Origin of the sequence: Sphingobium sp. JS3065, from assembly GCF_026427355.1 — a bacterium.
Taxonomy (GTDB): Bacteria; Pseudomonadota; Alphaproteobacteria; order Sphingomonadales; family Sphingomonadaceae; genus Sphingobium.
The window spans coordinates 872,948-898,072 of record NZ_CP102665.1; the positions used below are offsets into that span (position 1 = coordinate 872,948).

Annotated in this window: 17 protein-coding genes and 1 tRNA gene; 10 read left to right on the plus strand and 8 right to left on the minus strand. The window is 65.3% G+C overall.

Annotated features, from left to right (window positions below):
* Positions 1 to 98: 98 nt before the first annotated feature.
* Positions 99 to 1,901 carry an acyl-CoA dehydrogenase C-terminal domain-containing protein gene (locus NUH86_RS21400; RefSeq protein WP_267252495.1) on the minus strand — a complete coding sequence of 601 codons (1,803 nt, stop codon included), beginning with the start codon at positions 1,899 to 1,901 and terminating at the stop codon, positions 99 to 101.
* A gap of 37 nt (positions 1,902 to 1,938) precedes the next feature.
* A complete protein-coding gene (locus NUH86_RS21405) occupies positions 1,939 to 2,349 on the minus strand; it encodes a MerR family transcriptional regulator (RefSeq protein WP_267252496.1) in 411 nt (136 codons plus the stop codon).
* Positions 2,350 to 2,491: 142 nt separating this feature from the next.
* On the opposite strand from NUH86_RS21405, the gene NUH86_RS21410 reads away from it, so the two are divergent.
* The 8 genes from NUH86_RS21410 to NUH86_RS21445 all read left to right on the plus strand — a co-directional run bounded on the left by NUH86_RS21410 (position 2,492) and on the right by NUH86_RS21445 (position 9,028).
* A complete protein-coding gene (locus NUH86_RS21410) occupies positions 2,492 to 2,896 on the plus strand; it encodes a DUF2946 family protein (protein WP_267252497.1) in 405 nt (134 codons plus the stop codon).
* 44 nt (positions 2,897 to 2,940) lie between these two features.
* Positions 2,941 to 4,965 (plus strand): TonB-dependent receptor family protein, encoded by a 2,025-nt coding sequence (locus NUH86_RS21415; protein WP_267252498.1) that lies wholly within the window; start codon positions 2,941 to 2,943, stop codon positions 4,963 to 4,965.
* 2 nt (positions 4,966 to 4,967) lie between these two features.
* Positions 4,968 to 5,192, plus strand: a complete 225-nt coding sequence (locus NUH86_RS21420; RefSeq protein ID WP_267252500.1) for a PepSY domain-containing protein — start codon at positions 4,968 to 4,970, stop codon at positions 5,190 to 5,192.
* Positions 5,156 to 5,446 carry a hypothetical protein gene (locus NUH86_RS21425; protein WP_267252501.1) on the plus strand — a complete coding sequence of 97 codons (291 nt, stop codon included), beginning with the start codon at positions 5,156 to 5,158 and terminating at the stop codon, positions 5,444 to 5,446. Before NUH86_RS21420 ends, NUH86_RS21425 begins: the two co-directional genes overlap by 37 nt.
* Positions 5,447 to 5,762: 316 nt before the next feature.
* The gene (locus NUH86_RS21430) at positions 5,763 to 7,385 is read left to right on the plus strand and encodes an NAD(P)/FAD-dependent oxidoreductase (RefSeq protein ID WP_267252502.1); all 1,623 of its coding nucleotides are present in this window, start codon (positions 5,763 to 5,765) and stop codon (positions 7,383 to 7,385) included.
* Between the two features lie 273 nt (positions 7,386 to 7,658).
* The gene (locus NUH86_RS21435; RefSeq protein WP_267252503.1) at positions 7,659 to 8,165 is read left to right on the plus strand and encodes an energy transducer TonB family protein; all 507 of its coding nucleotides are present in this window, start codon (positions 7,659 to 7,661) and stop codon (positions 8,163 to 8,165) included.
* Between the two features lie 295 nt (positions 8,166 to 8,460).
* Positions 8,461 to 8,835, plus strand: a complete 375-nt coding sequence (locus tag NUH86_RS21440; protein ID WP_267252504.1) for a thermonuclease family protein — start codon at positions 8,461 to 8,463, stop codon at positions 8,833 to 8,835.
* A 40-nt stretch (positions 8,836 to 8,875) separates the two neighbouring features.
* Positions 8,876 to 9,028 (plus strand): hypothetical protein, encoded by a 153-nt coding sequence (locus NUH86_RS21445; protein ID WP_267252505.1) that lies wholly within the window; start codon positions 8,876 to 8,878, stop codon positions 9,026 to 9,028.
* Here NUH86_RS21445 and NUH86_RS21450 read toward each other — a convergent pair.
* From NUH86_RS21450 to rpoB, 4 genes are all read right to left on the minus strand, one after another.
* On the minus strand, positions 9,025 to 9,441 hold the full coding sequence (locus NUH86_RS21450; protein ID WP_267252506.1) for a hypothetical protein: 417 nt from the start codon (positions 9,439 to 9,441) through the stop codon (positions 9,025 to 9,027). The two genes, NUH86_RS21445 and NUH86_RS21450, sit on opposite strands and share 4 nt — an antisense overlap.
* A gap of 134 nt (positions 9,442 to 9,575) precedes the next feature.
* A tRNA-Gln gene (locus NUH86_RS21455) sits at positions 9,576 to 9,649 on the minus strand.
* Between the two features lie 235 nt (positions 9,650 to 9,884).
* Positions 9,885 to 14,138 carry a DNA-directed RNA polymerase subunit beta' gene (gene rpoC, locus NUH86_RS21460; RefSeq protein WP_267252507.1) on the minus strand — a complete coding sequence of 1,418 codons (4,254 nt, stop codon included), beginning with the start codon at positions 14,136 to 14,138 and terminating at the stop codon, positions 9,885 to 9,887.
* An 83-nt stretch (positions 14,139 to 14,221) separates the two neighbouring features.
* Positions 14,222 to 18,385 carry a DNA-directed RNA polymerase subunit beta gene (gene rpoB, locus NUH86_RS21465; RefSeq protein WP_267252508.1) on the minus strand — a complete coding sequence of 1,388 codons (4,164 nt, stop codon included), beginning with the start codon at positions 18,383 to 18,385 and terminating at the stop codon, positions 14,222 to 14,224.
* Between the two features lie 433 nt (positions 18,386 to 18,818).
* Between rpoB and NUH86_RS21470 the strand changes: the two genes are divergently transcribed.
* The gene (locus tag NUH86_RS21470) at positions 18,819 to 21,104 is read left to right on the plus strand and encodes a TonB-dependent receptor (RefSeq protein ID WP_267252509.1); all 2,286 of its coding nucleotides are present in this window, start codon (positions 18,819 to 18,821) and stop codon (positions 21,102 to 21,104) included.
* Here the strand turns inward: NUH86_RS21470 and NUH86_RS21475 are convergent.
* Complete coding sequence (locus tag NUH86_RS21475) at positions 21,084 to 22,283, minus strand: MFS transporter (RefSeq protein ID WP_267252510.1); 1,200 nt, start codon at positions 22,281 to 22,283, stop codon at positions 21,084 to 21,086. The genes NUH86_RS21470 and NUH86_RS21475 overlap by 21 nt on opposite strands.
* A gap of 120 nt (positions 22,284 to 22,403) precedes the next feature.
* Between NUH86_RS21475 and NUH86_RS21480 the strand changes: the two genes are divergently transcribed.
* Complete coding sequence (locus NUH86_RS21480) at positions 22,404 to 23,501, plus strand: helix-turn-helix transcriptional regulator (protein ID WP_267252511.1); 1,098 nt, start codon at positions 22,404 to 22,406, stop codon at positions 23,499 to 23,501.
* 291 nt (positions 23,502 to 23,792) lie between these two features.
* On the opposite strand, the gene NUH86_RS21485 is transcribed toward NUH86_RS21480, so the two are convergent.
* Complete coding sequence (locus NUH86_RS21485; RefSeq protein ID WP_267252512.1) at positions 23,793 to 25,109, minus strand: cell wall hydrolase; 1,317 nt, start codon at positions 25,107 to 25,109, stop codon at positions 23,793 to 23,795.
* Positions 25,110 to 25,125: the final 16 nt, after the last annotated feature.

A 25,125-nucleotide genomic window follows, 5' to 3' on the forward strand; every position in this document is an offset into this window, starting at 1 on the left:
AAGGGGCGCGACCTCCGAATTTCCCCTCCACCATCGGCTGCGCCGACGGTCCCCCTCCCCACGCTGCGCGTAGGGAGGAATAGGCGGCGGGGAGAAAGTCAGGCCGGCAGGAACATTTCCGGTTCCAGCGCCATCAGGCTTTCCGCGCCGCCCTCTATCTTGCGGCGGAGGGCGCCGGCGTCGGGCAGGATGCGTTCCGCGAAGAAGCGGGCCGTCACCAGCTTGGCTTCCAGGAATTTCGCGTCCTCGGCCCCCGCCGCGAGCAGGGTCGCCGCCGCCTTCGCCATGCGCAGCCACATCAGGCCGGTCGCGACAATGCCCAATATGTGCATATAATGCACCGCGCCCGCCCCGGCATTGTCGGGGGTCTTCATTGCATTCTGCATCAGCCACATGGTCGCCGCGCCCAACTGGCCGCTGGCCTTTTCCAGCGCCTCGGCCAGCGGGGCGAGCTTTTCGTCGCCCTTGGCATCGGCCACTTCGTCCGCGACGATCTTCAGGAAGAACTGGAGCGCGCGGCCGCCGTTCATCGCCAGCTTGCGCCCGACCAGATCCATCGCCTGAATGCCGTTGGTGCCCTCGTAAATCTGGGCGATGCGGGCGTCGCGGACAAATTGTTCGACGCCATTTTCCCAGATATAGCCATGGCCACCGAACACCTGCTGCGCCGTCACCGCGACATCGAAGCCCTTGTCCGTGCCATAGCCCTTGATCACCGGCGTCAGCAGTTGGAGCAGGTCGTCGGCGGCCTGCCGCTCCTCTTCCGTGGCGGCATGGTGGGCAAGGTCGACCTGCAACGCGCCCCACAGCATCAGGGCGCGCAACCCTTCCGTCAGTGCCTTCGATTCCATCAGCATGCGGCGGACGTCGGGATGGACGAACAGCGTGTCGGCCTTTTCCTCCAGATCCTTGGGGCCGGTCAGGGCGCGGCCCTGGCGGCGTTCATGGGCATAGAGGGCGGCGTTCTGATAGGCGATCTCCGCCTGGCCCAGCCCCTGAAGGCCGACGCCCAGGCGCGCCGCGTTCATCATGATGAACATGGCGGCCAGCCCCTTATTCTCCTCACCCACCAGCCAGCCGGTCGCGCCGTCATAGTTCATGACGCAGGTGGCGTTGCCGTGAATGCCCATCTTATGTTCCAGCGATCCGCAGGACAGGGCGTTCCGTTCGCCCGGCGATCCGTCCGCGTTCAACAGGAATTTGGGGACGACGAACAGGGATATGCCCTTGCTGCCCTCCGGCGCGTCCGGGGTCTTGGCGAGGACGAGGTGGATGATGTTTTCGGTGAGGTCATGTTCGCCCGCCGAAATGAAAATCTTGGTTCCGGTGATGATGTAGCTACCGTCTGCCTGCGGCACGGCGCGCGTCTTGATGAGGCCCAGGTCAGTGCCGCAATGCGGCTCCGTCAGGTTCATCGTGCCGCTCCATTTGCCCGACACCATGTTGGGAATATAGGTCTGCTTCTGTTCGTCGCTGCCCTTGGCGATCAGGGCTTCCACCGCGCCGTTGGTCAGGCCGTCATACATTTTGAAGCTCTGGTTGGCGGCCACCATATATTCGCTGACCGCCGTGGCGACGACGATGGGCAGGCCCTGTCCGCCAAATTCGGCGGGCGCGTGCAGCGTGGTCCAGCCGCCCTCCACATAGGCGTCATAGGCCGCCTTGAAGCCGGTCGGGGTGGTGACGCTGCCGTCCGGGTGGCGGGTGCAGCCTTCCTTGTCGCCCACGGCGTTCAGCGGGAAAAGCACTTCGGCGGCGATCTTGCCGCCTTCGGTCAGGATCGCCTCCACCAGATCTGCGGTCGCATTTTCGAAGCCGGGCAGGTTGGCGTGGCGATCCAGCCCCACGACATGGTCGAGCACGAAGCGGGTGTCGCGGACGGGGGCGGTGTAGCTGGGCATGATCTTCTCCGGGCGGTTCTGTTCTGTCGAAGGGGAATTATTTGAGGAGGACGGTCACGAACTGGGACAGTTCCGCGATGGCGGCGTCGATATCGTCCTTTTGCCGGGTGAGCAGGGCGATGCGCGCCTCGCACTTGGCGATGGTGACGCGGCGTTGCGCCTCATGCTCATCGTCCGCGTCGTAGAGGTCGATCATCTCGCGAATGTCGGACAGGCTGAAACCGACCCGCTTGCCGCGCAATATCCACGCCAGCCGGGCGCGGTCGCGGCGCGAATAGATGCGCGAAAGGCCCTGGCGCTCCGGCGCGATCAGCCCTTCATCCTCATAGAAGCGCAGGGCGCGGGCGGTGACGCCGAATTCCTCCGACAGGTCGGTGATGCTGTAACTCTGCCGGTCGCGGTGATCGGGCAGTTCGATGATGCCGGCAATGCTGGTGCGTTTGTCCATGGCGGTGATTTAGCGGCGCCTTACGTTTACGTCAAGGTTAGTGCAGGCCTTCTTAATCCTCCCCATCGGGAGATGGGGAGGATTTAGGTGGGGCGATATGGCATGGTGACAGGGCGGGGCGTGGCGGCTAGGGGTTTGCTCCATGATGGGGGCAGTCAGACGTTCGGAGTCGGCGAGGGGCCTGTTGGCCGCGCTGGCTCTGCTCGTGCTGGCGATTCAGGTGATCGCGCCGTCGGGCTTCATGCCGGTGCGGACCGAGCGGGGCGTCGTGGTGACGCTGTGCACGGGGCAGGGCGCGGTCAATGTCGTGGTCGACCGGGGGCAGGCTCCCTCCAGGCATGCGCCGGATGACGGCATGGCGGGGCAGCAGCACTGCCCCTTCGCCGCGTCGGTGCAGCCGGCGGTGCCGCCGCTGGTTCTGGCCGACCTGCCGCTGCCCGCCTGGCAGCTTGGCTTCGGGCCGATCGCCTTTGCGATCAAGACCGGGTGGATCGCCCGGCTGGCCGCGCCGCCGCCGCCTTCTTCGGGACCGCCCGCCGCCTTCTGAAAAATCCGCCGTTTTTCGTGCTTTTTCAGTAAGGTTGCCTTTTCATGTCCGCTTTTTCCCTTCTGCGCGGCGTTTCGCTGTGCGCGCTTGCCTGTTCCTTTTCCGCTCCCGCCCTGGCCGATGAAGCGGCGGAGCAGAGCCGGATCATCGTTACCGCCAGTCCCATGGTCGAGGAGGCGGCGGAGCGGCTGCTCCGCACGCCGGGCGGGGTCGGTGTCGTGCCTGCCGAGGCATTCGGCGACCGGCTGGCCGTTTCCCTGCGCGATGCGCTGAGCTTCTCGCCCGGCGTCTATACCCAGCCGCGCTTCGGGCAGGAGGTGCGGATTTCCATTCGCGGATCGGGCCTGTCGCGGGGTTTTCATATGCGCGGGCTGACGCTGTTGCAGGACGGCATTCCGATCAACATGGCCGACGACAATGGCGATTTCCAGGAACTGGACCCGCAGGTCTTCCAGCATCTGGAGGTGTATCGCGGCGGCAATGCGCTGCGGCTGGGCGGGTCGACGCTGGGCGGGGCGATCAACGCGGTGACGCCGACCGGGCGGACGGCGCCGGGGGCGGAAATGCGGGTCGACGGCGGGTCGTTCGACACGCTGCGGGGCAAGGCGGCCTATGGCTATAGCGACGGGCGGGGGGATGCGTGGGCCGCGCTGACCGCCGACCGGTCCGATGGGGACCGGGATCATGGGCGGCGCAGGGCGTTGCGGTTCAACGGCAATGTCGGGTTGAAGCTGAATGACCGGGTGGAGACGCGCTTCTATGCCAGCGTGCAGACGATCCGGCAGAAATTGTCGGGGGCGCTGAACGAAGGCGATGCGTTGGACCATCCGGCCAAGGGCAATTTCGCCGGGGATCAGGCGCGCAACATCGATTCGATCCGCTTGCAGAACCGGACCACGGTGGCGCTGGACGGCGGGGAACTGGCGTTCGGCCTCTATTATAACGCCAAGGCGCTGGATCATCCGATCTTTCAGGTGGTCGACCAGAAGTCGGAGGATCGCGGGGTTTTCGCCAGCCTCGATCTGGCGGGGAATATCGGCGGCGTGCCGGTCGAACTGACGCTGGGCGGACAGGCGCGGTTCGGGCAGGGGCGGTTCCGCCAGTTCGTCAATCTGAACGGCAAGGCGGGCGCGCCGCGATCCTATCAGAGGGCGCGGGCGCAGACGATCAACAGCTATGGCGAGGTGCGGGTTGCGCCGGTTGCGGGGCTTTGGCTGATCGCGGGGGGCATATACAGCCATGGCGAGCGGCGGCTGGACAATCGTTTCGCCCCGGCGGCGAGCGGGGACGTGTCGTTCGACGCCTTCGCGCCGAAATTCGGGCTGCTGTTCGAACCGGCGCAGGCGGTGCAATTTTACGCCAATTACAGCCGGTCGGTGGAATTGCCGGGCTTCATCGAACTGGGGCAGACGCAGTTCGACACGCTGGCCGTCGGTTTCGTTCCGCTGAGGACGCAAAAGGCGTGGACGGCGGAGATCGGCGCGCGCGGGACGCGGGGCATGGCGCATTGGGACATCAGCCTCTATCGCGCCGACCTGCGCGGCGAGTTGCTGCAATATGGGGCGGGCGACAGCGCGATTCCCGCGGCGACCTTCAATGCGGGGCGGACGCGGCATCAGGGGGTCGAGGCGGGGCTGGACCTGGCGCTGACCCCCTGGGCGAGCCTACGGCAGGTCTATCAATATAGCGATTTCCGCTTCCGCGAAGACGCGCATTTCGGGGACAATCGTCTGCCGGTGGTGCCGCGCCATTTCTATCGCGCCGAACTGAAGCTGGGGACGGAGAAGCTGAGCGTCTCGCCCGCCGTGGAATGGCTGCCGCAGGGGGCGTGGGTGGATTATGCCAACACGAAGCGGGTCGGGGATTATGCGACGTTGAACCTGGGCGCGCAGGCGCAGGTGAAACCGGGCGTCACGCTGTTCCTGGATGCGCGCAACCTGACGGCGGAACGGGCTGTGGGCGATATTAGCGCGGTGGTCGACTATTCGAAGCTGGCGCCCGCGTCCCGGGCGATCTTCTATCCGATCGAGCGGCGCGCCTTCTATGGCGGCGTGCGGGCGCGGTTCTGATCATGGAAGGCGGTTCCTTCTATCAGGCGATGTGGCGCTGGCATTTCTATGCGGGGCTGATCGTCCTGCCGGTGCTGGCGTTGATGGCGGTGACGGGCGCGCTCTATCTCTACAAGCCGGAGATCGAGCGGGCCGTCTATCATGACAGGATCGTGGTGCGGCCGGGCGGGGCGCTGCTGCCGCCGCCGTCATGCGGACGGTCAAGGATCTGCACAGTCTGGCGCTGACCGGGCCTGTCGGCAACCGGCTGGTGGAGGTGGTGGCGGGCTGTCTTTGTTTGCTGCTGCTGTGCGTGACCGCGCCGGTGCTGTGGTGGAAGCGGCGCCTGGGTGAGCCGCCTGCCGCCGGGACGGGCGACAGGCGGGTCGTGGCGGGGTTGATGCTGGGGCTGGGCGCGCTGTTTCCGCTGACGGGGTTGAGCATGGCGGTGGCTTTGGTTGGGGAGTGGGTTTTGGGGAGGTTGCGCTCCGTTCGGTCTTGATGCGTTGCGCTGCTGCGTAGCGGGAGCGGGACTGACTGGTTGGGGTGGAGAGCGGACGTTCAGTTTTCCGTTCGCCCTGAGCCCTTCGTCTACCTGCCAGGGCAGGCGCTCAGGATAAACTTGCCTTCGGCAAGTCGAAGCCTTCAGCCGAGCGGAGCGAGGCTTCCATGCTTCGCCTCCGCTCAGCAGAGCCCTTCGACTTCGCTCAGGGCGAACGGATATCTAATGTCCGCAACTGGCCAATTGCCGACGTTCCAATCCTCAGGATCGCGACGGGGGCTGGAGCCGACTCGGCTTTAGGTCTAGGGGCGTCTGGATGTTGCGCCTTTCCGGATTGAAACTGCCCCTCGACCATAGCGCCGATGCGATGCCCGCCGCCATTTGCGAGCGGCTGGGCATCGAACCGCACGAACTGTCGCGCCATGTCCTGGTGCGGCGGGGCAATGATGCGCGGCGGAAGAATGCGATCCAGCTTGTCTACACCGTCGATGTCGAGGTGACGGACGAAGCGGCGGTGCTGGAGCGTTTCGCCAAGGATCATGACGTGCGCCCGCGTCCGGACACCGACTACCGGTTCGTGGCGAAGGCGCCCGGCGGCTGGTCGGGCAAGCGGCCCGTCGTCATCGGCGCGGGGCCGTGCGGGCTGTTCGCCGGGCTGATCCTGGCGCAAATGGGTTTTCGCCCGATCATCCTGGACCGGGGCAAGGTGGTGCGGGAGCGGACCAAGGATACCTGGGGCCTGTGGCGCCGGGCCGAACTCAACCCCGACAGCAATGTCCAGTTCGGAGAGGGCGGGGCGGGGACATTTTCCGACGGCAAGCTGTATTGCCGGGTGAAAGACCCGCGCTTTCTGGGGCGCAAGGTGCTGGAGGAATTCGTCGCGGCGGGCGCGCCGGACGATATCTTGACCGAGGCGCATCCCCATATCGGCACATTCCGGCTGGTCTCCATGGTGGAGGCGATGCGGCGGCAGATCGAGGGGCTGGGCGGCGAATATCGCTGGCAGCACCGGGTCGACGAACTGGAACTGGAGCGGCAGGGCGACGGCGCGCAGAAGCTGCGCGGCGTGCATCTGGCGGACGGCGGCTTCATCGAGACGGACCATGTCGTGCTGGCGGTGGGGCACAGCGCCCGCCCGACCTTCGAGATGCTGCATGCGCGGGGCGTGCATATCGAGGCGAAGCCCTTTTCCATCGGCGTGCGGATCGAGCATCCGCAAAGCTGGATCGACCGGGCGCGTTTCGGCAAGTGCGCCGGGCATCCCGCCTTGGGCGCGGCGGCATACAGCCTGGCCCATCATTGCGCCAACGGCCGCACCGTCTACAGTTTCTGCATGTGTCCCGGCGGGCGGGTGGTGGCGGCGACTTCGGAGGAAGGGCGCGTCGTCACCAATGGCATGAGCCAATATTCGCGGGCCGAATTCAACGCCAATTCGGGGCTGGTCGTCGGCATCGAACCGGAGCGCGACTATCCCGGCGGGCCGCTGGCGGGGATAGAGTTGCAGCGCCATTGGGAAAGCATGGCCTTTATCGCGGGGGGCAAGACCTATCATGCGCCGGGGCAGAGGGTCGGGGATTTCCTGGCCGGGCGGGCTTCGAGCGAACTGGGTGAGGTTGTCCCCTCCTACAAGCCGGGCGTCACCATGACCGACCTGTCGCGATGCCTGCCCGAATTCGTGCTGGAGGCCTTTCATGAGGCGATCCCGGTCTTCGGGCGGCAGATCGCCCATTATGACCACCCCGACGCGGTGATGACGGGGGTGGAGACGCGCACCTCCTCCCCCATCCGGATCACGCGGGGGAAGGATTTTCAGAGCCTCAACGTGGCGGGCCTTTATCCCGCCGGGGAAGGTGCGGGCTATGCCGGGGGGATTTTGTCGGCGGCGATCGACGGGATCAAGGTGGCCGAGGCGGTGGGGCTGAGCATCGCGGCGGGGTGAGTCGCTGTCCTCTTATCCGGGAGGCCGTCCATCAAAACCGATACTGCGAAACGGGTTGGCCGCTGTTGCTGCGACGGCATGGGAGCGATGTGCCAAATCGGGACGGACGGGCGCGGTTTTGAAATTTTTCATATGTCAGTGAGATTGCTGCTTTATATTCATTACTAAGCTGGGGGCGTTTGTAATATATAGCTTCGTGCTGCTTTTCGGCCGGTCACCACCGCCGCAGCCGCATTCCAACGATATCGATAAATCCTGGCAGAGGAGGCCCTCATGCATGCCAAGCCCTTTATTTTGGCGCTTTGCTCATCCCTGCTGCTTTCAACAGGGGTTGGTGCCAGACAGCCCGGCGATCAACTGACCGTCGTTGCTTCACCGGAAAAGGAAATCACCTATCGGAATTGGTCGAACCGGACCGAAAACCGGTTGGCCAACAGCGTGCGCCGGAACGCCGGGCACTTCGACAATCATAGTTCGGTCGGCTTTGCCCGCGTGCAGTTCCGTCTGGACGGCAACGGGCGGCCGCAGGCCGTCGCCTTGGCCCAGCCGTCCGAATCCCGGACGATCGACCGCATTTCGCTGCGCGCGGTCAAGACCATGGGCAGCCTGACGCCGCTGCCGCAGGGAATCTCCGCCGATTCCAAGTTCGAGGCGTGGATCATCGTCGCCAATGACGTGTGGCAGAGGGACGACATGATGAACCAGTTGCGCGCGGCCCACCGCACGCGGACGCTGGCTGAGGCGGATGGGGAACGGCCCGTCCTGATTGCGTCGCGCTGACCGCTGCCTCCCCCCTTGGCGGTGTTCCGCGTCGCGAAGTCTGGAGAGGCGCTCAACGGGGCCGATGGTCCTGCGCCCCTCCAGCTTCCCGCGAAGCTTATTGATTTATCCGCGAAATTGAAGATTAAGATAGGATTGTCCGAATAGGCGGATGATTGTTGCTATTTTGATCATTTTTATAACTGAATAAATATAAAAGATATTTCTTTGGTTATAGATTGGGCGATGGAAGGGGAATTGGGGCGGACATGTTTCCTGTCGGTGAAACCGCTTTCGCAGTGGCGGTGCGCGAGGAATGATCGCAGCCTTGTTCCTTGCCTCGGCCGTGGCGGTCGTCGACGGCGGCACGCTGCGGGTGAATGGCGAGCATATCCGGCTGCTCGGCATAGAGGCGGCCGATGTCGCCGCCCGATGCGGCAAGGGCGGGAATTGCCCGTCCGCCGACCTGCGGCGGAGCAAGGACAGCCTCAAACATTCGCTGCGCGATCCGATCACCATCATCCCCGTGGCGCGAGACGCCGCGGGGCGGACGGTGGCGATCATCTACGCCGGGGGCCTGAACGTGTCGTGCGAGCAGTTGCGCAAGGGCATGGCGGTCTACAAGCCCCGTTGGGACAGCGAACGCCGCCTGGCCAGGGAGTGCCGGTTTGCCCGCGTCGAGGGCAGATAGGCTTTGTGCCCGTTGCGTTATTGGCGTGTGGGTCGTGGACGTGAAAATAGTGACCGATCGGTTGGGCACGACGGTCAACACCGCCGCGGCGCTGATCAACGATCTGATCGCTTATGGAATATTAGCGGAAATGACAGGGCGGCAGCGCAACCGCTTGTTTGTCTTTCGTGAATATCTCGATCTGTTCCGTTAAGGGGGCCTATGCCCGGCACTGGAAGTGCAGGTCCGGGCAAAGGCTTGATGTGCAGGATGGATGCCCTGCTTCAGCAGGTCATTGCGGGCTGACTGTCCCTTGCCCGTGGAGATGGGCGCGGTGGTCGTCGATTTCTGATGGCTGACGCCGCCGTTCAAGGATTGCGTCTGGGTCTGCACCGATCCTGAAGGGCTGACCGGCGATTTATGGATCGATGCCGATGCATTATAGTCCGCCTGCGCCTGGTTGGATCCGGCTCCCTGTCCCTGACCGGCGCCATTGCTTCCGTTCACCTGATATTGGCTTTGATACACGGACTGATTGTTCTGGGTCTGATATTGCGATTGGGTTTGGGCGCAAAGCGGCGCCAATGGAACGGTCGAAATCAGCGCGAACGAGATGAGTTTCAACATAGCTGTTCTCCTCCACAGATGCGACCCGATCGACGGTTTAGCCGGTCATCCCTAAATGCAGGTAAATGGGGGTGGTCGCGTGGGTAGGCCTTTGCCCTCCCATTTGGGTGGCTCTTATCGACTGCTGTGGAAGCTGGATGCCCGACGAGGATTCGAACCTCGATTGACGGAGTCAGAGTCCGTAGTCTTACCTTTAGACGATCGGGCATCAAAGTGGGCCAGCGGCTCACCGGAGACGCGCAGATAGGCGGGGATTCGGCTTTGGTCAAGAGGGTTTGCGGCGGGTCTTCCGCACAATTGCCGGGCCGTTGACGACCGTCCGTCAAAAGAAAAACCCGCCGGACAAGCTGTCGCTTCCGGCGGGTTCTTTCCATGGCCGATGAGCCATGAAGGCTGGGAAGCCGCTTCCCAGATAGGAAGCGGGCCCCTTTATTTCAAAGCGCTTATTCCATGTCCTCGGTGGTGAAATCCTCACCCTGGACCACGGCCAGCGGGTCGTCGCCGATGGCGGCTTCCGGACCCTGCGCCAGTTCGGCGGCATGCTCTTGCGCGGCCGTCTTGGGTGCGATCAGGTCGACCTGGGCGGAGGCGCGCAGCGCGGCCCGCATCGCCGCGTCACGCGACGATGCGGCGACGCGCATGCGGTTCATGCCAGCGCCGGTGCCCGCCGGGATCAGGCGGCCGACGATGACGTTTTCCTTCAGGCCCACCAGCGTGTCCTTCTTGCCCTGGACCGCCGCTTCGGTGAGGACGCGGGTGGTCTCCTGGAAGGACGCGGCCGAGATGAAGCTGCGGGTCTGGAGCGAGGCCTTGGTGATGCCCAGCAGCACCGGCTTGCCCTGCGCAGGCTGGAAGCCCGGCTGGAGCTTCGCGTTGATCTCGTCCATTTCCTCACGGTCGATCTGTTCGCCCACCAGCAGGGTGGTGTCGCCGGACTCGATGATCTCGACCTTTTGCAGCATCTGACGAACGATCGTCTCGATATGCTTGTCGTTGATCTTCACGCCCTGCAAGCGATAGACTTCCTGGATTTCCGCGACCAGATATTCAGCCAGCGGCTCGATGCCGAGCACTTCGAGAATATCGTGCGGGTCGGGCGAACCACCGATCAGGTTGTCGCCGCGCTTCACATAGTCGCCTTCCTGAACGTCGATCACCTTGCTCTTGGGGATCAGATATTCGACCGGCTCGCCGCCATCCTCCGGATTGATGGCGATCTTGCGCTTCGCCTTGTAATCCTTGAGGAACTGCACGCGGCCCGACACCTTGGCAATGATCGCATTGTCCTTGGGCTTGCGGGCTTCGAACAGTTCGGCGACGCGCGGCAGACCGCCGGTGATGTCGCGGGTCTTCGCGGCTTCGCGAGAGACACGCGCCAGCACGTCGCCGGCCTGCACCTGCGCACCGTCGTCCACCGACAGGGTCGCCCCCACCGCCAGCATGTAGCGGGCGGCTTCGCCGGACTGGTCGTCCAGCAGGGTGAGGCGCGGACGAAGGTCTTCCTTGGTCCGGGCGGCGCCGCGATGTTCCGTCACGACGCGCTGGGCGATGCCGGTGGCTTCGTCGGTCTGTTCGGTCAGCGTCTTGTTGTCGATCAGGTCGACATATTTCACGATGCCCGGCTTTTCCGTGATCACCGGCATGGTGAACGGATCCCACTCGGCGAAGCGGTCGCCCTTCTTCACGGTGTCGCCATCCGCGAACAGGATGGTGGCGCCGTAGGGCAGGCGGTGCGTTTCGCGCTCGCGGCCTTCGCTGTCGATGATCGCGATCTCGCCATTGCGGGCGAGCGACAGGCGACGGCCATTCTTGTCGGTGATGGTCGGCATGTCGCGCAGTTCGATCGTGCCGTCCGCCATCGATTCCAGGTTGGACGTTTCGTTGAAGTTCGCCGCGCCGCCGATGTGGAAGGTACGCATGGTAAGCTGCGTGCCCGGTTCACCGATGGACTGCGCCGCGATGACGCCGACCGCTTCGCCGATATTGACCGGCGTACCGCGGGCGAGGTCACGGCCATAGCATTTGCCGCACACGCCCATCTTGCTTTCGCAGATCAGCGGGCTGCGGATCTTCACGGCCTGGGTGCCGATCGCCTCGATCTGGGCGATCATCGCTTCGTCCAGCAGGGTGCCGATCGGGATGACGATGCTGCCATCCTTGCTGTCGACGATGTCCTGCGCCGTGGTGCGGCCCAGGATGCGTTCGCCCAGCGATGCGATGACCGAACCGCCCTGGACGATGGCCTTCATCTCCAGCGCCTTTTCGGTGCCGCAATCCTCCTCGACGATGGTGCAGTCCTGCGACACGTCGACCAGACGGCGGGTCAGGTAACCCGAGTTCGCCGTCTTGAGCGCGGTGTCGGCCAGACCCTTGCGGGCGCCGTGGGTGGAGTTGAAATATTCAAGGACGGTCAGGCCTTCCTTGAAGTTCGAGATGATCGGCGTTTCGATGATCTCGCCGCTCGGCTTGGCCATCAGGCCGCGCATGCCGGCGAGCTGCTTCATCTGCGCCTGCGAACCGCGGGCGCCGGAGTGGGCCATCATGTAGATCGAGTTGATCTGGGCCATGCGCCCATTCTCGTCCTTGGGCTGGGCGCGGATCTCGTCCATCATGGCGTTCGCCACCACGTCGCCGCAACGGCTCCAGGCGTCGATCACCTTGTTGTACTTTTCCTGCTGGGTGATCAGGCCGTCCTGATATTGCTGTTCATAGTCGGCCACCAGCGCCTTGGTTTCAGCGACGGTGCCTTCCTTCGAATCCGGGATCACCATGTCGTCCTTGCCGAACGAGATGCCGGCCTGGAATGCGTGGCGGAAGCCCAGCGCCATGATGGCGTCGGCGAACAGCACCGTGTCCTTCTGGCCGGTGTGGCGATAGACCTGGTCGATGACGTCGCCGATTTCCTTCTTGGTGAGAAGGCGGTTGACGACGTCGAAGGGCACCTTGTGGCTCTTGGGCAGGCATTCGCCCAGAAGCATGCGGCCCGGCGTGGTTTCGAACCGCTTCATATACTGGTTGCCGGCTTCGTCGGTCTGCGGCACGCGGCTGGTGATCTTTGAGTGCAGGGTGACGGCCTTGGCATAGAGGGCCTGATGGACCTCCTGCATGTCGGACAGCAGCATGCCTTCGCCCGGCTCGCCTTCGCGTTCCATGGACAGGTAATAGATGCCGAGGACCATGTCCTGCGACGGGACGATGATCGGCTTGCCGTTCGCGGGGCTGAGGATGTTGTTGGTCGACATCATCAGCACGCGGGCTTCAAGCTGGGCTTCCAGGCTGAGCGGCACGTGGACCGCCATCTGGTCGCCGTCGAAGTCCGCGTTGAAGGCCGAGCAGACCAGCGGGTGAAGCTGGATCGCCTTGCCCTCGATCAGCACGGGTTCGAACGCCTGGATGCCCAGGCGGTGGAGCGTCGGGGCGCGGTTCAGCATCACGGGATGCTCCCGGATCACCTCGTCCAGGATATCCCAGACTTCCTTGCGTTCCTTCTCCACCCACTTCTTCGCCTGCTTGAGGGTCATGGACAGACCCTTGGCGTCGAGACGGGCGTAGATGAACGGCTTGAACAGTTCGAGCGCCATCTTCTTGGGCAGGCCGCACTGGTGCAGCTTGAGTTCCGGACCGGTCACGATGACCGAACGGCCCGAATAGTCGACGCGCTTGCCGAGCAGGTTCTGACGGAAGCGGCCCTGCTTGCCCTTGAGCATGTCGGACAGCGACTTCAGCGGACGCTTGTTGGCCCCGGTGATGACGCGGCCGCGGCGGCCATTGTCGAACAGGGCGTCGACCGCTTCCTGCAACATGCGCTTTTCGTTGCGGACGATGATGTCCGGGGCGCGCAGTTCCATCAGCCGCTTCAAACGGTTGTTGCGGTTGATGACGCGGCGGTAGAGGTCGTTCAAATCCGACGTCGCGAACCGGCCGCCGTCCAGCGGAACCAGCGGGCGCAGTTCCGGCGGAATGACCGGCACGACGTCCAGGATCATCCATTCGGGGCGGTTGCCCGATTCCAGGAAGCTCTCGACGACCTTGAGGCGCTTGATGATCTTCTTGGGCTTCAGTTCCGACTTGGTGACGGCCAGTTCGTCCAGCAGCGCCTGCTTCTCGCCCTCCAGGTCGAGGTCCATCAGCATCTGCTTGACCGCTTCCGCGCCGATCCCGGCGGAGAAGGCGTCTTCGCCATATTCGTCCTGCGCGTCGAGCAGTTCGTCTTCGGTCAGAAGCTGGAACTTTTCGAGCGGGGTCAGGCCCGGTTCGGTGACGATGTAGCTCTCGAAGTAGAGGACGCGCTCAAGCTGCTTCAACTGCATGTCGAGCAGCAGGCCGATGCGCGAAGGCAGCGACTTCAGGAACCAGATGTGCGCGACGGGCGCCGCCAGTTCGATATGGCCCATCCGCTCGCGGCGGACCTTCGACACCGTGACTTCGACACCGCACTTCTCGCAGACGATGCCCTTGTACTTCATGCGCTTATACTTGCCGCACAGGCATTCATAATCCTTGATCGGACCGAAGATGCGGGCGCAGAACAGGCCGTCACGTTCCGGCTTGAACGTGCGGTAGTTGATGGTTTCCGGTTTCTTGATCTCACCGAAGGACCAGGACCGGATACGCTCCGGGGAGGCGAGGCCGATCTGGATCTGGTCGAAGGTTTCCGCCTTCTGGACCGGGTTCGCGAAGTTCGTCAGTTCGTTCATATTTCATGTCCCTCTAGAGGGTAAAATTTTCTCGGGCGAAGGAGGGGGGAGGGGCGCTGCCGAAACAGCGCCCGGCTTGCCCCTTATTCCGCCGCCTGCGCGAAGCCGTCGTCGTCCTCGACCTCGTCCATCGCGGCGAGTTCGACGTTGAGGCCCAGCGAGCGCATTTCCTTGACCAGCACGTTGAAGCTTTCGGGAATACCGGCCTCGAACGTGTCGTCGCCCTTGACGATCGCTTCGTAGACCTTGGTGCGGCCGACCACGTCGTCCGACTTCACCGTCAGCATTTCCTGCAAGGTATAGGCGGCGCCATAGGCCTGGAGCGCCCACACCTCCATTTCACCGAAGCGCTGGCCGCCGAACTGCGCCTTGCCGCCCAGCGGCTGCTGGGTGACCAGGCTGTAGGGGCCGATGGAACGGGCGTGGATCTTGTCGTCGACCAGATGGTGCAGTTTCAGCATGTAGATGATGCCGACAGTCACCTTGCGGTCGAAACGGTCGCCGGTGCGGCCATCGTACAGATCGCTCTGACCCGACGAGTGCAGGCCCGCCAGTTCCAGCATCGCCGACACGTCGGCTTCGCGGGCGCCGTCGAACACCGGGGTCGCCATCGGCACGCCGCGTGCAAGATGTTCGGCCAAGTCGACGATCTGTTCGGCGGTGCGGCCGTTGATCTGGTCGGCATAATGCTCGCCATAAGTTTCCAGCAGGCGGGTCTTGACCGCATCCGGCATCTCACCGGCCTGCGCGTTCGGATTGGCTTCGCGCCAATCCTCCAGCGCATGCTTGAGCTGCTGGCCGAGGCCGCGGGCGGCCCAGCCAAGATGGGTTTCGAAGATCTGACCGACGTTCATGCGCGACGGCACGCCCAGCGGGTTCAGCACGATGTCGACATGGGTGCCGTCCTCCAGGAACGGCATGTCCTCGATCGGCAGGATGCGCGAGATCACACCCTTGTTGCCGTGACGGCCGGCCATCTTGTCACCCGGTTGCAGCTTGCGCTTCACCGCGACGAAGACCTTGACCATCTTGAGCACGCCCGGCGGCAGTTCGTCGCCGCGTTGCAGCTTGTCGACGCGATCCTCGAACTTCTCGACGATCAGCTTCACCGCTTCGTCATATTGCGCCTTGACCGCTTCGATGCCGGCTTGGCGGGCGTCGTCCGCGACCGCGAACTTCCACCATTCATGACGCTCGACCTCGCCCAGCAGGGCTTCGTCGATTTCAATGCCCTTGCGCACGCCCTTGGGCGCCGCCGTGGCGGTCTGGCCCAGCAGCATTTCCTGGAGGCGGTTGAAGGTGGCGCGGTTGAGGATGGCGCGTTCGTCCTCGCGGTCCTTGGCGAGGCGGTCGATTTCCTCCCGCTCGATCGCCATGGCGCGTTCGTCCTTGTCGATGCCGTGGCGGTTGAACACGCGGACTTCCACGACCGTACCGGCTACGCCCGGCGGCAGACGCAGGGATGTGTCGCGCACGTCGCTCGCCTTTTCGCCGAAGATGGCGCGGAGCAGCTTTTCTTCCGGGGTCATCGGCGATTCACCCTTGGGGGTGATCTTGCCGACCAGGATATCGCCCGGCTCCACTTCCGCGCCGATATAGACGATGCCCGCCTCGTCGAGGTTGCGCAGCGCTTCTTCGCCGACGTTCGGGATGTCGCGGGTGATGTCTTCCGGCCCCAGCTTGGTGTCGCGGGCCATGACCTCGAACTCCTCGATATGGATCGAGGTGAAGACGTCATCCTTCACGATCCGCTCGGAGATCAGGATGGAGTCTTCATAGTTGTAGCCGTTCCAGGGCATGAACGCGACCAGCGTGTTGCGGCCCAGCGCCAGTTCGCCGAACTCGGTCGACGGACCGTCGGCGATCACGTCGCCGCCCTCGATCAGGTCGCCCACCTTCACCAGCGGACGCTGGTTGATGCAGGTGTCCTGGTTCGAACGCTGGAACTTCTGGAGCGTGTAGATGTCGACGCCCGACTGGCCCGGCGCGATGTCGCCGGTGGCGCGGATCACGATGCGGGTCGCGTCGACCTGATCGACGATGCCCGGACGCTTGGCGGTGATGGCCGCGCCGGAATCCCGCGCGACCGTGCCTTCCATGCCGGTGCCGACGAACGGCGCCTCTGCGCTGACCAGCGGCACGGCCTGGCGTTGCATGTTCGATCCCATGAGCGCGCGGTTGGCGTCGTCATTTTCCAGGAACGGAATGAGCGAGGCCGCGACCGACACCAGCTGCTTGGGACTGACGTCCATCAGCGTGATATGGTCCTTGGGCGCCATCAGGAATTCGCCCGCTTCACGCGCGGAGATCAGGTCTTCGGCCAGCGTGCCGTCGGCGTTCAGTTCGGCGTTCGCCTGCGCGATGGTGTGCTTGGCTTCTTCCATCGCGGACAGATAGACGACCTCATTGGTCACCTTGCCGTCGATCACCTTGCGATAAGGCGTTTCGATGAAGCCATATTTGTTCACGCGGCTGAAGGTGGCCAGCGAGTTGATCAAACCGATGTTCGGGCCTTCCGGCGTTTCGATCGGGCAGATGCGGCCATAATGGGTCGGGTGAACGTCGCGGACTTCGAAACCGGCGCGCTCGCGGGTCAGACCGCCCGGCCCAAGCGCCGACACGCGGCGCTTGTGGGTGACTTCCGACAGCGGGTTGGTCTGGTCCATGAACTGCGAAAGCTGCGAGGAGCCGAAGAATTCGCGCACGGCGGCCACGGCGGGCTTCGCGTTGATGAGGTCGTTCGGCATCACGGTCGACACGTCGACGGACGACATGCGTTCCTTGACGGCGCGCTCCATGCGGAGGAGGCCGACGCGATACTGGTTTTCCAGAAGCTCGCCCACCGAGCGGACGCGGCGGTTGCCGAGATTGTCGATATCGTCGATCTCGCCCTTGCCGTCCTTCAGGTTCACCAGTTCCTTGACCACGGCGAGGATATCCTCCGTCCGCAGCGTCGTCACGGTGTCCTCTGCATCCAGATCGAGGCGCATGTTGAGCTTGACGCGGCCCACGGCCGACAGGTCATAGCGTTCCGGATCGAAGAAGAGGCCGGCGAAGAGGGCTTCGGCGGTTTCCTTCGTCGGCGGCTCGCCGGGGCGCATCACGCGATAAATGTCGGCCAGCGCCTGGTCGCGTTCCTCGGCCTTGTCGGCCTTCAGCGTGTTGCGGATCCAGGGACCGGTGGTGACATGGTCGATGTCCAGCAGTTCGAGGCGGTCGATGCCCGCCTTGTCCAGCTTTTCGAGATTTTCAGGCGACACTTCGTCGCCGGCCTCGATATAGATTTCGCCGGTGCTCTCGTTGATGAGGTCATAGGCGCTGTAGCGGCCATAGACTTCCTCGGTCGGGATCAGCAGGGTTTCGAGGCCGTCCTTCTCCGCCTTGTTGGCGGCGCGGGGCGAAATCTTGTGACCGGCGGCGAACACGACTTCGCCCGACTTGGCATCGACGATGTCGAAGGCGGGCTTCTGGCCGCGCCATGCTTCGGCGGTGAAGGGGATCTGCCAGCCGCCTTCGCCGCGGACGAAGACCACCTTGTTGTAGAAATAGCCCAGCATCTCCTCCGGCGTCAGGCCGAGGGCATAGAGCAACGCGGTGACCGGCAGCTTGCGCTTGCGGTCGATGCGGACGTTGACGATGTCCTTGGCGTCGAATTCGAAGTCGAGCCAGGAACCGCGATAGGGGATGACGCGGGCGGCGAACAGATATTTGCCCGACGAGTGGGTCTTGCCACGGTCATGGTCGAACAGCACGCCCGGCGAACGGTGCATCTGCGACACGATGACGCGCTCGGTTCCGTTGACGATGAAGGTGCCGTTGCCGGTCATGAGCGGCATGTCGCCCATGTACACATCCTGCTCCTTGATATCGAGGACGGAGCGGGTTTCGGTGTCCTGGTCCACTTCGAACACGATCAGGCGCAGCGTGACGCGCATCGGCGCGGCGTAGGTGATGCCGCGCTGACGGCATTCCTCGACGTCATATTTCGGCTCTTCCAGCTCGTAATGGACGAAATCCATTTCCGCCGTGCCCGCGAAGTCGCGGATCGGGAAGACCGAGCGCAAAGTCTTTTCCAGGCCGGAGACATAGCCGATCTTCGGGTCGGAGCGCAGGAACTGTTCATAGCTCTCCCGCTGGACCTCGATCAGGTTCGGCATCTGCACCACTTCGTGGATGTCGCCGAACACCTTCCTGATGCGCTTCTTCGCGCCGGTATTGCTGATCGTGGGGAGAGCTTTGGTCGCCATTGCGTATCCTGCCTGTTTGTTCGTCGCATTTTTTCGCATCGCAGCGAAAATTCAGCCTGGCGAGGCAAGCGAAAGGGGTGATTCGCCCCTCTGCCGCCACGCAAAAAAGTGCGGGCCGGGACTGTCCGATCCGCACTGTCAGCATGTCGTAACCCGCCGTTTTCGCCCCATTCCGCCGGATTCGCGTGCTAGGCGAAGCCGGACCCCGAGCGATCCGGGGGACGGTTCATGCTAGGCCGGGAGGCGTCGCACGGACCGGATTTGAACGCCCCATATAGGCGCGATGCCGCCCCTTGTGAAGAGGCCAGAATGATGGGACCGGAATGGGTGAAGGGGGTTTGATCCACTTTAGTTGCCGCGCCGGATCGTTGTTGTAGAGAGGTGGGATGATATTGGGGGACGTTCAATCTCTTCTGCCGATCAAGCGCCCTGCGTGAGGGGGGCGGCGTTCGTCTGTTGCGCGTCGGCGCTGGCCTCGCCTGCCTTGGGTCAGGATGGCGAGGGTCATCAGGGGCAGATGGCGGGACGGCCCATCGTCATCGTCACCGCCCGCCGCGTGGCGGAGGCGCAGGACAAGGTGCCGATCAGCATCGCCCGGCTGGACAGCGTCGAACTGGAGCGGCGCGGCGTCGACACGTTGGACGACCTCGCCGGGGTCGTGCCCAATTTGGCCATGCCGATGGTCGGCGGTTTCGGGGCGCGGCAGCCGATCATGCGCGGCGTCTTTTCCCCCATCGGCGCGGCGACCGTCGGCCTTTATGTCGATGACGTGCCGGTGCAGATCCGGTCGCTGGAGGTGGCGGGCAATCCCAACCTGCGCCGGTTCGACCTGGATCGGGTGGAGGTGCTGCGCGGGCCGCAGGGCACCCTGTTCGGCGCGGATTCCATGGGCGGCACGATCCGCCTGCTGACCCGCCAGCCGGGCCTTGACGGCATGGACGGGCAGGCCAGCGGGGAGGTGGCGGCGGTGAAGGGCGGCGGCCTGACGCGGGAGGCGCAGGCGGCGCTGGGCGGCGCGATCCTGCCGGGGCGGATCGGGGCGCGGATCAGCGGCTATTATCGGCGCGATGCCGGGGCGGTCGACCGGATCGATCCGGTTTCCGGGGCGCTGCTGACGAAAAATGCCGATCATGGCGCGGCATGGGGCCTGCGGATGGCGGTCAAGGCGGCGCTGAACGAGCGGCTGGAACTGACGCCCACCCTCTTCTACCAGCGGACGGAGCGGGCCGACCTGCCCTTTCAGGAAAACGGCCTTGGCCCCTTCCGCCAGTCCGCGACGCTGCGTCAGCCGGGGCGGGACCGGTTGCTGCTGCCCGCGCTGACGGCGCGGCTGGACCTGGGCGGGGCCACGCTGACCAGCGTCACCGCATGGCTGGACCGGCGGAACCGGCAGGTGGTGGATTATTCCGGCTTCTTCGGGGAGATCGTGCTGGGCGGCGCGGTGCCCGGCATCCGCACGCCGGGCGGCAGTTACAGCCGCACCACCGTCCACCAGCGCAATTTCACGCAGGAAGTGCGGATCGCGTCGGACCATGACGCCCCCGTCCGCTGGCTGATCGGCGGCTTTTACGGCCGGTCGCGCATCGTCATGGAGCAGCGGGTGGTGGAGCCGGGCATCGCCGACCTCGCGCAATCGCAGCTTGGCCTGTCGGTCGAGGAGATTTTTGGCCTGCCGCTGCTGCCCGGCGGGCAAAGCTATCATAGCCGCCAGACGATAGGCGAGCGCATGCTGGCCGCCTTCGGCCAGGCGACATGGGCGCTGGCCCCCCGGTGGGAGGTGACGGCGGGGCTGCGCCTGTCGCGCAATCCGCTGACCTTCCGCCTGATGTCGGAGGGGCCGTTCGCGGGCGGCAGCAATAGTGTTGGACCCCGGCGGCAGCGGGCCGCGCCGGTCACGCCCCATGCCAGCCTGTCCTGGCGTCCGGACGGCGACAGCCTGGTCTATCTGAGCGCGGGCAAGGGCTTTCGCAGCGGCGGCACCAACGGGGCGGTGCCGGTGGGCGGTTGCGCCGCCGATCTGGCGGCATTCGGCCGCCGCGCCGCGCCGGACAGCTATGGGCCGGATTCGCTCTGGAGCTATGAGGCGGGGGTGAAGGCGGGGATTCCGGGGCGGGGACTTCATCTTTCCCTGGCGGCGTTCCGCATCGACTGGCGGCGCATCCAGCAGTCGATCACCCTGCCCGGTTGCGGCTTTTCCTATGTCGACAATCTGGGCGCGGCGCGGAACCAGGGGGTGGAGCTGGCGGTGCGGGCGGAGCCTTTGCGCCGGCTGGTGCTGGATTTGTCGCTGGGCTTCGTCGATGCGCGGTTCCGGCGGGATGTCGGGGCGGGCAGCATCGTCGCGGCGGGGGACCGGCTTCCCTATGTGCCGCGCTGGTCCGGGACGCTGGCGGCGGACTATGGCTTTGCGTGGCCGGGGGGGATGGACGGCTTCGTCCGGGCGGAATGGCGGCATGCGGGGCGGTATCGCCGGGCGCCTTCGACCCTGTCGGTCGCCTATGATCCCCGCGTCTATGTGGGGGCGGTCAGCGATCTGCTGTTCCTGCGCGCCGGGTTCGGGCGGGACGGGTGGCGATTGTCCGCCTTTGCGGACAATCTGCTGGACAGCCGGGCGGTCCTTTATCGCAATGCGGAACTGGCGCCGGTCACGGGATCGCCGCTGCGCGAAATGGCGCAGCGTCCGCGCACCGTCGGCCTGTCAGCCAGCGTCGCCCTTTGACGGGCGGACCAGCGCAATGATCGGTGCGGCCGTCAGCGCCAGCGCCGCATAGACCAATATCGGAAGGGCATAGCCGTCGCCCGCCGCCCGCATCCGATCGGTCAGCATCGGCGCGAGCGCGCCGAGCAGGCCGATGACCGCGGTGTTGATGCCGAGCAGCCGGGGAAAGGCGTCCGCCCCCGCCACATCGGCCAGCAGCATCGATCCCGATTGGCCGGGCAGCGCGCTCGCCGTGCCCCAGAGCAGGACGAACAGCCAGACCCCGGCCATGGTCATGGCGCCAACCCCCAGCAGCGCCGCCGTCCCCGCCGCCAGCAGCAATGCCGTCGCGATCAGGCTGCGCCGGGGGCCGATGCGGTCGGCCAGCATGCCGCCCATCAGCAGCGCGGGCAGGCCCAGAAGATTGGCGCCGCTATAGGCCAGCACCGCGCCGGATCGCGGCAGGCCCTGCGCCATCAGGCTGTCCACCGCCGCGAACAGCACGCCGTTGATCGCAAGCTGCAACAGCGTCGACGCCAGCAGGATAAGGAGGAAATCGGGGCTGATCGCGGCGGCTTTCGTTTTTGTCCCTTCACCGTCGATCCGCCCGTTGGGGACCAGCAGCAGCAGCGGCGGGCAGGCCAGCGCCATGACCGCCGCGCAAAGCAGCATGGCCGAGCGCCACGACCAGAGGGCGATGGCCGTCCCGACAAGGGGGGGCACCAGCGCCCCCGCGACGACCGCCGCGCCCAGGAATATCGCCAGCGCCAGTCCGCGCCGCGCCGCATGATGCCGGGTGATGACGGCGATGCCGGGCACGATGGTCGACGCGCCGACGCCCATCCCCGCCAGCGCCAGCCCGGCGGTCAGCGCGAACATGTCCTGCGCGACGGCGGCAAGGGCGTATCCGGCGGCGCCAAGCGCGATGCCCGCCAGCAGCACCGGCCGCGCCCCGATCCGCCCCAGCGCCCAGCCGACCGCCAGACTGGCCAGGCTCATCGCCAGCAGGAAGGCGGTGGCCGCGCCGCCCGCCTGTCCGCCGAAATCGGGCGCCAGATCGGGCAGGAACACGCCCAGCGACATCAGCGTGCAGCCCTGGATCAACAATGTCATCGCGGACAGGGCGGCGACCGTCAGCCACGGGTTCCGAACCGTCCGAACGGCGGAAAGCGGAGCAAGAGGGGAGAGGGCGCGGAACACGCCAGCAGCAATATCGTTTTTTACTGCAATTTAAACGGACTAATGTCCGATTTGTGCAATGCGGTAAAGGCAAGCTGCGTATATTCCCTGCGGCTGGGATTTGGGGAGTTGGGACTGGCTGTGATCCGGACGGAGGAAATCTACGACGCGGCGACCGACGATGCGGCGTTCGATCGGTTGGCCTCCACGCTGGCGGAAGCGGTGGGGGCGCGGTCGGGCGTCCTCCATTGGGGGCGCGCTCCGCATCATGTCGCGGAAATTTCCTATTCCGGCTATTTCTCCGAAGCGCAGATGGCCGCTTATGATCGTGATTTTCAGGACGACGACATTTGGGGCGCGGCGCTGAACCGGATAGAGGCGGCCAATCGCGTCTGGAATATCGAAGCGCTGGTGCCCAGCCAGGCCTATGAAGGCAGCCGGATCTACAATGAGTGGATCAGGGGCATGGGCGACGACACCTATCGCTGTCTGGGCGGGGTGATCCGGCAGGACGGGACGACCGGCAATATCGGCCTGCATCGCGGCCGCGCGCAAAGGCCGTTCAGCGAGCGGGAGGTGCGGGCGATCCAGGACAGCGTCGGCCATATCGGCCGCATGTTCGGCATTCGCGGCAAGCTGGACCGGGCCAATCATTATGGCCGGTCGCTGCATGCCACGCTCGACCTGGTGGGCCATGCCGTCTTCACGCTGCGGCCCGACGGCGCGCTGATCGATTGCAATAGCCGGGCGGACGCGCTGCTGCGCCGGGCCGATGCGCTGACCACGCGCCAGCGGCAGTTGAAGGCGCGTGATCCGCGCGACGACGAAGCCTTGCAGGCCGCGCTGCGGGCGGCGGCGGCGCGGCAGGGCGGGCAGGCGAGCGCGATCTTCATCCATCGGGAACAGGGCCTGCCCTATATGCTGTCGATCGCTTCGGTGCGGGTGGGGATGGACCGGCAGATCGTCGCCATCGCGACCGATCCGGCGGACCGGGATCTGAGCATCGCCAGCCGCATCCGCGCGCTTTACGGCCTGACCAGGGCGGAGGCGGAGGTGGCCGAGGCGCTCTGCGCCGGGCGCGGGCTGGAGGAGCTGTCGCAGGAACGCGGCGTGGCGCTCCATACGGTGCGCACCCAGATCAAGAATATCTATGCGAAGCTGGATTGCAGCCGCCAGTCGGAACTGGTCGCCCGCATCGGGGCTTTGCCGCGTTTGAGTGGGTGCGGGGATCAGGATTGAGGGGGCGTGCTCCGGTTTGGGGGGCGCTGGGATCATTTGGAATGCCCGGCGATGGCCATTAACGGTCACAAGAAAACCGTTCGGGCTGAGCCCTTCGACTGCCTGCCAGGGCAGGCGCTCAGGATAAACTTGCCTTCGGCAAGTCGAAGCCTTCAGCCGAGCGAAGCGAGGCTCCCTTTGCTTCGCCTCCGCTCAGCAAGACCCTTCGACAGGCTCAGGGCGAACGGAAAACTGAACGTCCGCTCTCCACCCAAATCGGCCAGTCCGAAAATGTCGAATTGTCCACTTGCCCTATGGCTTGTCGGGCGCGGCGGTCGCTGGCGGCGGCGGCGCGATCTTCACCACCTCGAACCGTTCCCTGCGCCGGACGCCCGCCAGTTCCGGCGCGGTGGCAGCGGCGGGAGCGGTCGGAACCCGCTGGCGCATGCATTGGTCCTTGTCGGCTCGCGGGGTCTGGATGCAGTTCCAGAGCGACCGCTGCAATCCCGTCGCGCTGTTGTGGATATAGGCGAAGGCCATGCTTTCCATCTGGTCGCCCGACAAGGGCAGGCCGCCCGGCGCGGTTCCGGCGCGCCAGGCCATGATCCGGCATTCGGGCCGCCCGGCGCAGAAGGTCTGGGCCAGCACCGGCCAATTGTCGGGCACGGCGGTCCGGCTCAGTTCGACCAGGAAGCTCCTCGCCCCCGGCGCGATGGCGATCAGGCGCACGCCCGCCATCATATGGCCCAAAGACTCCGTCCCGATCATCTGCTGGGGCCGGGCCGCGAGATCGGTCACCGTGCCGCCGGCCAGGACCAGCGGCGACAGAGTGCCGGGCGCGTCAAGGCCGCCCTGATGCGCGGCGGACAGGCGGGCGATGCGCTGCACCAGCGGCTCGCCATTCTCCCCCGTCCGGCGGAAGGCGGGTGGCGTCCCCCACCAGCCGCGCCAGCGGAAGAAGAGGTGCGTGCCGACCGCGCCGATCTTGTCCAGGCTGCCGCTCCAATAGGGGACGACCCAGTCGGTGTGATAATGGGTGGCATAGCCGACCGGCTTGTAGACCTTGCCCGCCAGCGCCGATCTCGCGATGTCCCGCGCCCTTTCCCACGCCGCCTGGGTCGGCGTGCGGGCGAGTGCGCCGTCGCAGGTGAAGGTGAACTGGCACCCGGTCGCCCGTTCCTGCCCCTGGAAGACGACGCCGCAGACCGTCTTGGGGAAGGCGGGGTGGCGCACGCGGTTCAGCACCACCTGCGCGACGGCCCGTTCGCCCACGGCGTCGTCGCCCGCCTCATAGAGTTGCGCCGCCGCCAGGCAGTCCGTGGCGCGGGCGAGGTCGATTGGCGATCCTGCGAAGAGGAAGGGCCGCGCCGCCGGATTGGGCAGGCGGGAAAAGGGAATGGCCGCGTTGAGCGCCTGTGCCCGATCGCGGTCCAGCGCATAGATCCGGACGGGCGCGACCGCCGGGGGCGGGGTCGCCGGGCGCGTGAGGAGGGCGGCATCGAGGCGCGGCTTGCTGAGGGGCGTCCGCGCTTCCCATGTGGCGACCAGGGCGGGCAGGCCGACGAACAGCGCGAGCCAGATCAGCCACATCGAAGGATGCGGCTGGCCGGTGGTGGAAGCGTCGGTCATGCCCGGTCCGGTGCTG